Origin of the sequence: uncultured Cetobacterium sp. (assembly GCF_947038635.1) — a bacterium.
Classification (GTDB): Bacteria; Fusobacteriota; Fusobacteriia; order Fusobacteriales; family Fusobacteriaceae; genus Cetobacterium_A.
In genome coordinates this window covers 1-7358 of the sequence record NZ_CAMQXC010000113.1, presented here as the reverse complement: position 1 = coordinate 7358, position 7358 = coordinate 1, and the positions used below count along the sequence as shown (strand labels likewise).

At 27.2% G+C, this 7358-nt stretch carries 8 protein-coding genes and 1 pseudogene; 3 read left to right on the top strand and 6 right to left on the bottom strand.

The genetic code is table 11. The features are described from left to right. Positions 1-524: hypothetical protein (locus Q0V08_RS09630; RefSeq protein WP_297434277.1), on the bottom strand; the 524-nt coding region annotated here is incomplete at its 3' end. 243 nt (positions 525-767) lie between these two features. Between Q0V08_RS09630 and Q0V08_RS09625 the strand changes: the two genes are divergently transcribed. Together Q0V08_RS09625 and Q0V08_RS09620 are read left to right on the top strand one after the other, a co-directional pair. Further along, on the top strand, positions 768-1022 hold the full coding sequence (locus tag Q0V08_RS09625; RefSeq protein ID WP_297434275.1) for a hypothetical protein: 255 nt from the start codon (positions 768-770) through the stop codon (positions 1020-1022). 109 nt (positions 1023-1131) lie between these two features. Then, the gene (locus Q0V08_RS09620; protein WP_297434273.1) at positions 1132-1401 is read left to right on the top strand and encodes a hypothetical protein; all 270 of its coding nucleotides are present in this window, start codon (positions 1132-1134) and stop codon (positions 1399-1401) included. Positions 1402-1440: 39 nt separating this feature from the next. Here Q0V08_RS09620 and Q0V08_RS09615 read toward each other — a convergent pair whose 3' ends face one another. Both Q0V08_RS09615 and Q0V08_RS09610 read right to left on the bottom strand, forming a co-directional pair. Continuing rightward, complete coding sequence (locus Q0V08_RS09615; protein WP_297434271.1) at positions 1441-2136, bottom strand: polysaccharide deacetylase family protein; 696 nt, start codon at positions 2134-2136, stop codon at positions 1441-1443. Between the two features lie 60 nt (positions 2137-2196). After that, positions 2197-3432: a M20 family metallo-hydrolase gene (locus Q0V08_RS09610; RefSeq protein WP_297434269.1), complete on the bottom strand. Its 1236-nt coding sequence runs from the start codon at positions 3430-3432 to the stop codon at positions 2197-2199. 219 nt (positions 3433-3651) lie between these two features. On the opposite strand from Q0V08_RS09610, the gene Q0V08_RS09605 reads away from it, so the two are divergent. Next, the gene (locus Q0V08_RS09605; protein ID WP_297434267.1) at positions 3652-4293 is read left to right on the top strand and encodes an HAD-IA family hydrolase; all 642 of its coding nucleotides are present in this window, start codon (positions 3652-3654) and stop codon (positions 4291-4293) included. Between the two features lie 47 nt (positions 4294-4340). Here Q0V08_RS09605 and Q0V08_RS09600 read toward each other — a convergent pair whose 3' ends face one another. The 3 genes and pseudogenes from Q0V08_RS09600 to Q0V08_RS09590 all read right to left on the bottom strand — a co-directional run. Further along, a complete protein-coding gene (locus tag Q0V08_RS09600; RefSeq protein ID WP_297434265.1) occupies positions 4341-5129 on the bottom strand; it encodes a diaminopimelate epimerase in 789 nt (262 codons plus the stop codon). A gap of 47 nt (positions 5130-5176) precedes the next feature. Then, positions 5177-6121 (bottom strand): formimidoylglutamase, encoded by a 945-nt coding sequence (gene hutG, locus Q0V08_RS09595; protein ID WP_297434263.1) that lies wholly within the window; start codon positions 6119-6121, stop codon positions 5177-5179. A gap of 31 nt (positions 6122-6152) precedes the next feature. After that, positions 6153-7337: pseudogene (locus tag Q0V08_RS09590) on the bottom strand (urocanate hydratase); the annotation flags it as partial. Positions 7338-7358: the final 21 nt, after the last annotated feature.

Sequence of the window (7358 nt, the reverse complement as noted above, 5' to 3'; positions counted from 1 at the left end):
ATTTTAGATATTTTTTCTTCATAAAAATTTCTATTATATAAACCTGTTAAAACATCTCTATATACTTTTTTATTTACTTCATCTATATTTTGATAATATAAATAAAACTCACTAACTTTATCATGCTTTATTGGAAATACTTCAATTAATACCTCACCTTCATCTGAATCAGCTACAGGTTTCATACTAATTCCAAAAAATTTTTTTAATTTTTGTTGCTCTTCTGATAAATAGAATTCTTTTTCAAAAACAACAATCTGAGAAGCTTCAGAAACTTCTCCTAAAGATTTTCTTAGTGGACATTCAGGACAGTTTTCAGTTTCGCCACATCTTTGATTACTATCTTCTGTATGAATGCAAGTAAATAAATTTCCAAAAAGTTCCCCTAATTGTTGATTTTTTAAATACTTTTTTTTCATTATACTCGTCATATACTTATTTAAAAATTTAACTTCAGCTTTATTATTTAATACAACAACTCCAGTTGATAAAGTATTAAAAATAGATTGTAGTCCATCTAACATTTTGTATCCCCCTAATTATTTTGATTAAACTTTTATGTCCAAATCTTTTAACCTTACTATTAGTAGTATAACTTTTGTTCTATAAAAAATCAAACTAATTTTTATTTGTTATGATTGTAAACATTTGAACAGATTATAAAGTTGAAAAATTATACCAAAACTTTTGATCTAAAATTTCAAATATACAATCTCTTGAAATAGTTGTACAATATATTGTAAATTTAACAACAAAAGGAGTTCTAAATGAAAAAAATTTTATTATCTTTAGCAATACTAACAATTTTTGCAGCATGCGGAAAAGAGAAAGAAGAAGTTGCTTCACAAGAGGTCATAGTTGAACAAACTACTGTTATTGAAAAAGTTCCTACTAGTAGTGCTATTGAAGCTATAGAACAATCTGTTGCAGCAGATGTAAATGAAGAAACAAGCGGAGATGTTGTAATTCCAAACTCTGAAATTGTATCAACTGAAGAAATAGTTGAAACAGTTGCTAACTAATTATAAAGCCAAGCATCAAGACACAATCTTGATGCTTATTTTTTTCTAAACTTAAAGGAAATAACTATGTTTAACTGTATAATTCTTATATAAACTACATGTTATGGAGGTGAGTGAGAGAATATTTGTTAAAATATCTCTCTTCAAAATGGATATAAAAGATAATGAGAAAGTATTAACTGTCAAAGATTGGATTATAATTCAAATAATTATGATGATTCCTATTGTAAATATAATTATGTGGATTAAATGGTTAGTTTCTGATAAAACTAATCAAAATTTAAAAAATTTTTTAATTGCTTCTTTAGTTATGTTAGTTATTGGTGCAATTATTTGGTTTCTTTCTATGACATTTTTGATGACTTCAACTATGCAATAAAAAAAAAGTATAAAATTCTAAAAGAATTTTATACTTTTTTTATTTTAATGTTTTATATGCTTTCACACCTAAAAGTTCATCAAGTTTTACAAATTCATAACCTTGATTTCTATAGTATGGTATTAATTTCTTTAAAGCTTCATACGACATATCTTTATCTGGTTGTGTATGCATAAGAACAACACTTCCATTTTTAGTCTCTTTTTCTTGAGTACTTACTACATAATCTAATGATCTTTTCGTATTCCAATCTTCTCCATCAACATTCCAAAGTACAATATTCATACCTAAGTTTTTAACAGCTACTTTCTCATTTTCTGTAATTACTCCATAAGGCGGTCTATACAGTGTAGGAGCTACTCCTAATATTTCATTAATTATATCATTAGTTTCTTTAATTTCAGATGTTACAGTTTCTTGAGAAGCTGTACTAAAATTTGAATGTGTGTAACTATGATTTAAAACTAAATGACCTTCATTATAAGTTCTTTCAACTTCTAATTTTCTATTTGAAATATTTTTTCCGATAAAAAAAAATGATGCTTTAATATCTTCTTCCTTTAACAGATCTAAAACTTTTGGAAGAGATGTATCATTTGGTCCATCATCAAAAGTCAAAGCAATTTTTTTACTTTTACTATCTCCACGAGAATATATTTTTCCATTTGCAAACCCATTGCTAAAAATAATTAAAAATATAGTTACCAATGAAAATAGTCTCAAATTTTTTTTCATATATACCTCCAAACTTTTTAATATTTTAAAATAAGAATACACGGGATATTCCGTGTATTTTTATTTTTTTAATAACTCAACAACTGTATCACACAATATTTGACACCCAGCTTCTATATCTTTTTCCTTAGTTAACTCTTCTTTACAATGACTTCTTCCATCTATACTAGGGACAAATATCATTGCCGAAGGAATATATTGCCCTAAAATACTTGTATCATGGTTAGCTCCACTATAAAGTTTTATATAGTTATACTTTCTCATTTTTACAGTATTTTCTATCACATCTAAGACATCTAAATCAGATTTTACTCCCTTTGCTTCAGTTATTTGTTCAATTTCACAATAAAATCCTTTTTCTTTTAATTCATCTAATTGACTACCTATTACATCGATTACAGTTAGTAAATTTTCTTCATCAATACCTCTTAAATCTATTGTGAACTCTATAAATTTAGCAATTATATTAGTTTGATTTGGAAATATATTTACTTTGCCAACAGTTGCTACTATTGAACTATCATCCATAGATTTTACAATATTTGGTATTTCTGAGATTAACTTACATCCCTCTACAACTGGATCTAGTCTATATTTCATTGGTGTAGCCCCTGCATGATTAGATTCACCTTTTATTATAATCTTAAACCACTTCAATCCTACAATACCTTTTACTATTCCAATAGATTTATTTTCTAAATCTAGTACTCTTCCTTGTTCTATATGGAGCTCTATCATAGCTTTATATTTATTGGAATCAAAAGACATCTTATCTATATCATCTGGATTATATCCTGCTATTTTCATAACTTCATACATTGACCTTCCATCTGAATCTTTAATTTTTTTACTATGAGCCGCAGAAAAGTTTTTACAAAAAGCCTTACTACCTATTAAATTAGTACCAAAATGAGGTCCTTCTTCTTCAACAAAAATTGAAATCTGATAGTCATTATATCTTTTTATTTCACTTTTAGAAAGTATTCTTGCGACCTCTAGAGCACCAATCACTCCTAGATTTCCATCATATTTTCCTCCATTTGTTACTGTATCTATATGCGACCCACTTAATACAATTTTTTTATTTTCTCCATTTCCTTTTAAAAGTCCATGTAGGTTTCCAATACCATCAAACCAAACTTCCATACCAATAGCTTTCATTTCACCTATTAAATATTCTTTTGCTCTTGTGTCTTCAATAGTAAAAGAATATCTACTGCATCCATTTTTAGGTGTAGTATTAAATGTATTTAAAATTTCTAAGTCACTTGTAATTCGTTTAATATTAATTTTCAAAACTTATCCTCCAAATGTTTTAATTATAGTTTTCTTATATATATCTACTGTATTATCTATCCAATACCTACAAAGTTTGTCATTAATATCATATAATATTCCTCTATTACCTTTAAATCTTGGAGAAATATTAATTTTTATAATTTATAAAAAATATATTTCAATTTTTTTAAGAGAATGTTACTATAAATTTAGAAAAAATAATAAAAAGGAGTTTATATGAAAAATATTATTAAAGGTATTCTTTTTGATTTAGATGGAACTATTTTAAATACTCAAAAAATGAATATAATTCCATTACAAAAATTAGTTTTAGAAGAACTTGGAAAAGAAATCTCTTATGATAACCTTATTAAATATTGTGCCTATCCTGGTAAACAAACTATAAAGATGCTTGGTTTTAATGATATTGAAGCATCTTATGATAAATGGGTCAAATATGTTAACGAATTTGAAGAAGGTGCAGTTTTATATGAGGGTTTTAATGAAGTTTTTAAATATTTATATGAAAAAGGAATTAAAATAGGAATAGCTAGTTCTAAAATGAAAAAACAATATGAAATTGATTTTATTCCTACAAAATTAGATAAATATATTAATTGTGCTGTTCTTGCAGAAGATACTGCTCTTCATAAACCTAATCCTGAACCATTACTTTTGGGAGCAAAGCTTTTAAATTTAAATCCAGAGAACATTATATATGTTGGAGATACTATAGCTGATGAAATAGCTAGTAAAAAAGCTGGTATGAAATTTGCTGTAGCTTCTTGGGGAACAACTAATCTTTCTGAAATAAATGCTGATTTTATTTTGAATGAACCTCAAGATATACTTAAATTAATTAGTATAAATTTAGAGTAATTCAACTAGAGAGGAGAATATTTCCTCTCTAGTCTTATATTATATTTTTAGATATTTATATAAGATATTCCTTCAGCAACTATTTCAACAGGACCATCTATAAAAACTTCATTATTTTCATGAGAAACTTCTAACCAACCTCCTGGTTGAATAATTTTTGCAAAATCTATATTTTTATATTTTTTTAAATAATATCCAACTGCAGTTGTTCCTGACCCACAGCTATTTTCCCAAATACCATTAAATCCATTAACTTCTACATATGGTGTCATATACATTTCTTTATAATTAAAAAACATTACCCCAAAAGTTAAAATTTTTTTCTTTTTACAATAATTTCTAATTTCAATTATAACTTCATTACTTATAGGCGATTCTATAACAAAATGGACAATTCCTTCAAACATAACTTCACATGCTTTGATATCTTTTTCTTTTACTAAATTCACCTCAATTATTTTAGTTGAAATATTTTTTGGCATTTTAATTTTTGATAAAAATATATTCTTTATTTCCGAAACTCTAACATCTACATACAATTCTATATTTTCTCCTGAACAAGTTATATTATAGATTTTTTCTTTTTGAAAATCTCTGTCATTAAATGCTAGGTAAGCTGCAAATGATCGACAAGCATTTCCACAAAATTCTCCTCCCATCATATGTAGATGTCTGTTATTAATAAAGCCTACTTGCTCTGCATATAAATTTAAATCACTCATTGAAATCTTTGAGATTTTTTGAATATGATCTTTATTTATATCTTTTATATCGTAAAGCAGTGTTATATTTCCCGCTGGGTTTATTTTCACAAATTTTAATTGCTTTAAATCCATCTTTAACCTCCAAAATATATTATATTTGGAGAGATTTTTTAAGTATTTTATTCAAAATGACAAAGAATTAATTCGTATATTATGTTTGCCATTAGCCTAGATGTTCTATCATCATAATCAAACGTTGGATTAATTTCAGCTACATCTATTGTTAAATTTTTTGAATATCTCGCAATTGTTTTTAAAAGAGGTAAAGCATTTCTTGGATTAACACCGAAAGTTTGTGGTGCACTTACTCCTGGAGCTGAAGTTATATGAAATACATCTGTACATAAAGTTAAATGTATATAATCATTTCTTTTTAAAATTGAATAAAGATCATCGCTTGGAATTGTTCTAATCTCTTCAGCAAAATAATATTTAACTCCTAGCTTATCCGCTCTATCAAAAAGTCTTTTAGTATTTGAAAATTTCTGAATACCAAAAACATTATAATCGAAATTCAATTTTTTTTCTTCACAAATATCAGCTATTTGTAAAAACATAGTTCCAGAATTTCTACCATTTATATACTCTCTCATATCAAAATGAGCATCAAAGTTTATTATTCCAATCTTAGGTCTCTCTTCTTTTTTTAAAGCATAATCCAAAATCCCAGAATAATTAGCAAAAGCTATGTCGTGCCCTCCACCAAGAACTACCACAAGAAAGTTTCTTTCTTTTAAAGCTGAAACTATTTCTGCCATTTTTGCATGAGCTGATTCTAAATCATGATTTATAACTTCGATAGGATCTTTTAAATCATAAAATTTTAAATCTTCTCTAAAAATTGGAAATCCAGATAAAGCTTTCTTTACATGAATCCATCCATCCTTTGCTCCTAATCTTCCAGAATTTCTTCTAACTCCCTCATCAGAATTAAAACTTACAAAACAAACTTTTTTCTCATTTAAATCAACCTTAAGTAATTCATTTAAATTCATAATACTAACAACTTGATGTATACGAAGAACATCCAATTCTTCGCCATCTATTCTTCCATTCCAGTACATATTATCTTCTCCTAATTTTTAATTAAATATTTTATTTTACCAATTTTTCTATTAAATTTTCATTTACAATATATGGTAAAGTTATGTGATCTGTTCCTTCGTTGTTTTTATTAAACTCTATAACAGTTTCAATAGAGTGTGGGTTTCTTGCCCAAGCTCTTCTTGCTACTCCTCCCATTACATCCCATGGCATTGCTTGAGATAAAATATCATCTACTCTTTTACTTCCATCTAAAACCATTCCAAATCCACCATTAATTGATTTACCTATTCCTACTCCTCCACCATTGTGTAAAGCTATCATAGTCATTCCTCTTGCTGCATTTCCTGCAAAACATTGCGTTGCCATATCAGCCATAATATTACTTCCATCTTTTATATTTGATGTTTCTCTAAATGGAGAGTCTGTTCCTGAAACATCATGATGATCACGTCCTAACATAACTGGTCCAATTTCCCCTTTTCTAACCATATCATTAAATTTTAAAGCTATCTGAGTTCTGCTCATAGCATCTTGGTAGAATATTCTAGCTTGTGTTCCAACTACAAGTCCGTTTTCATCTGCGTCTTTAATCCACATATAATTGTCTCTATCTTGGTATCTTCTATTTGGATTTACTAATTCAAGAGCTGCTGCATCAGTTTTTAAAAGATCCTCTTTTTTTCCTGATAAACAAACCCATCTAAATGGTCCATATCCATAATCAAATAACTCAGGTCCTAAAATATCTTCAACATATGATGGAAATATAAATCCACCCTTATCATCTCTTCCATTTTTTGATATCTCTTTAATTCCGATATCATAAATAGATTTTAAGAAACTATTTCCATAATCAAAGAAGTATACACCTTTACTAGTTAAATTTTTAATTACATTATAGTGTCTTCTCAACGTTTCATCAACTAACTTTCTAAAAGTTTCTCTATCCTCTGCTAATAATCTTGTTCTTTCTTCAAATGTTATTCCAGCAGGACAATATCCTCCATCATAAACAGCGTGACAAGATGTTTGATCAGATAATAAATCTATATGAATGTTATTTGTATCCGCATATTCTAATAGGTCTACTATATTTCCTAAATAAGCAATAGCGTATGGAGTTTTTGAATCCATCTTTTCTTTAGCTAAATCAAAAGCTTCTTTAGGAGTTGAAACAAACTTATTTATCCATCCTTGCTCTAATCTAGTCTGAATTCTAGATAGATCAACTTTCTATTATCGAAGAAGTTGATC

Bases quoted from the DNA above. Each gene is read 5' to 3' on its own strand.
- Q0V08_RS09625 (WP_297434275.1), top strand. From the start codon at position 768: ATGAAAAAAATTTTATTATCTTTAGCAATACTAACAATTTTTGCAGCA.
- hutG (WP_297434263.1), bottom strand. From the start codon at position 6,121: ATGTACTGGAATGGAAGAATAGATGGCGAAGAATTGGATGTTCTTCGT.
- Q0V08_RS09615 (WP_297434271.1), bottom strand. From the start codon at position 2,136: ATGAAAAAAAATTTGAGACTATTTTCATTGGTAACTATATTTTTAATT.
- Q0V08_RS09600 (WP_297434265.1), bottom strand. From the start codon at position 5,129: ATGGATTTAAAGCAATTAAAATTTGTGAAAATAAACCCAGCGGGAAAT.
- Q0V08_RS09605 (WP_297434267.1), top strand. From the start codon at position 3,652: ATGAAAAATATTATTAAAGGTATTCTTTTTGATTTAGATGGAACTATT.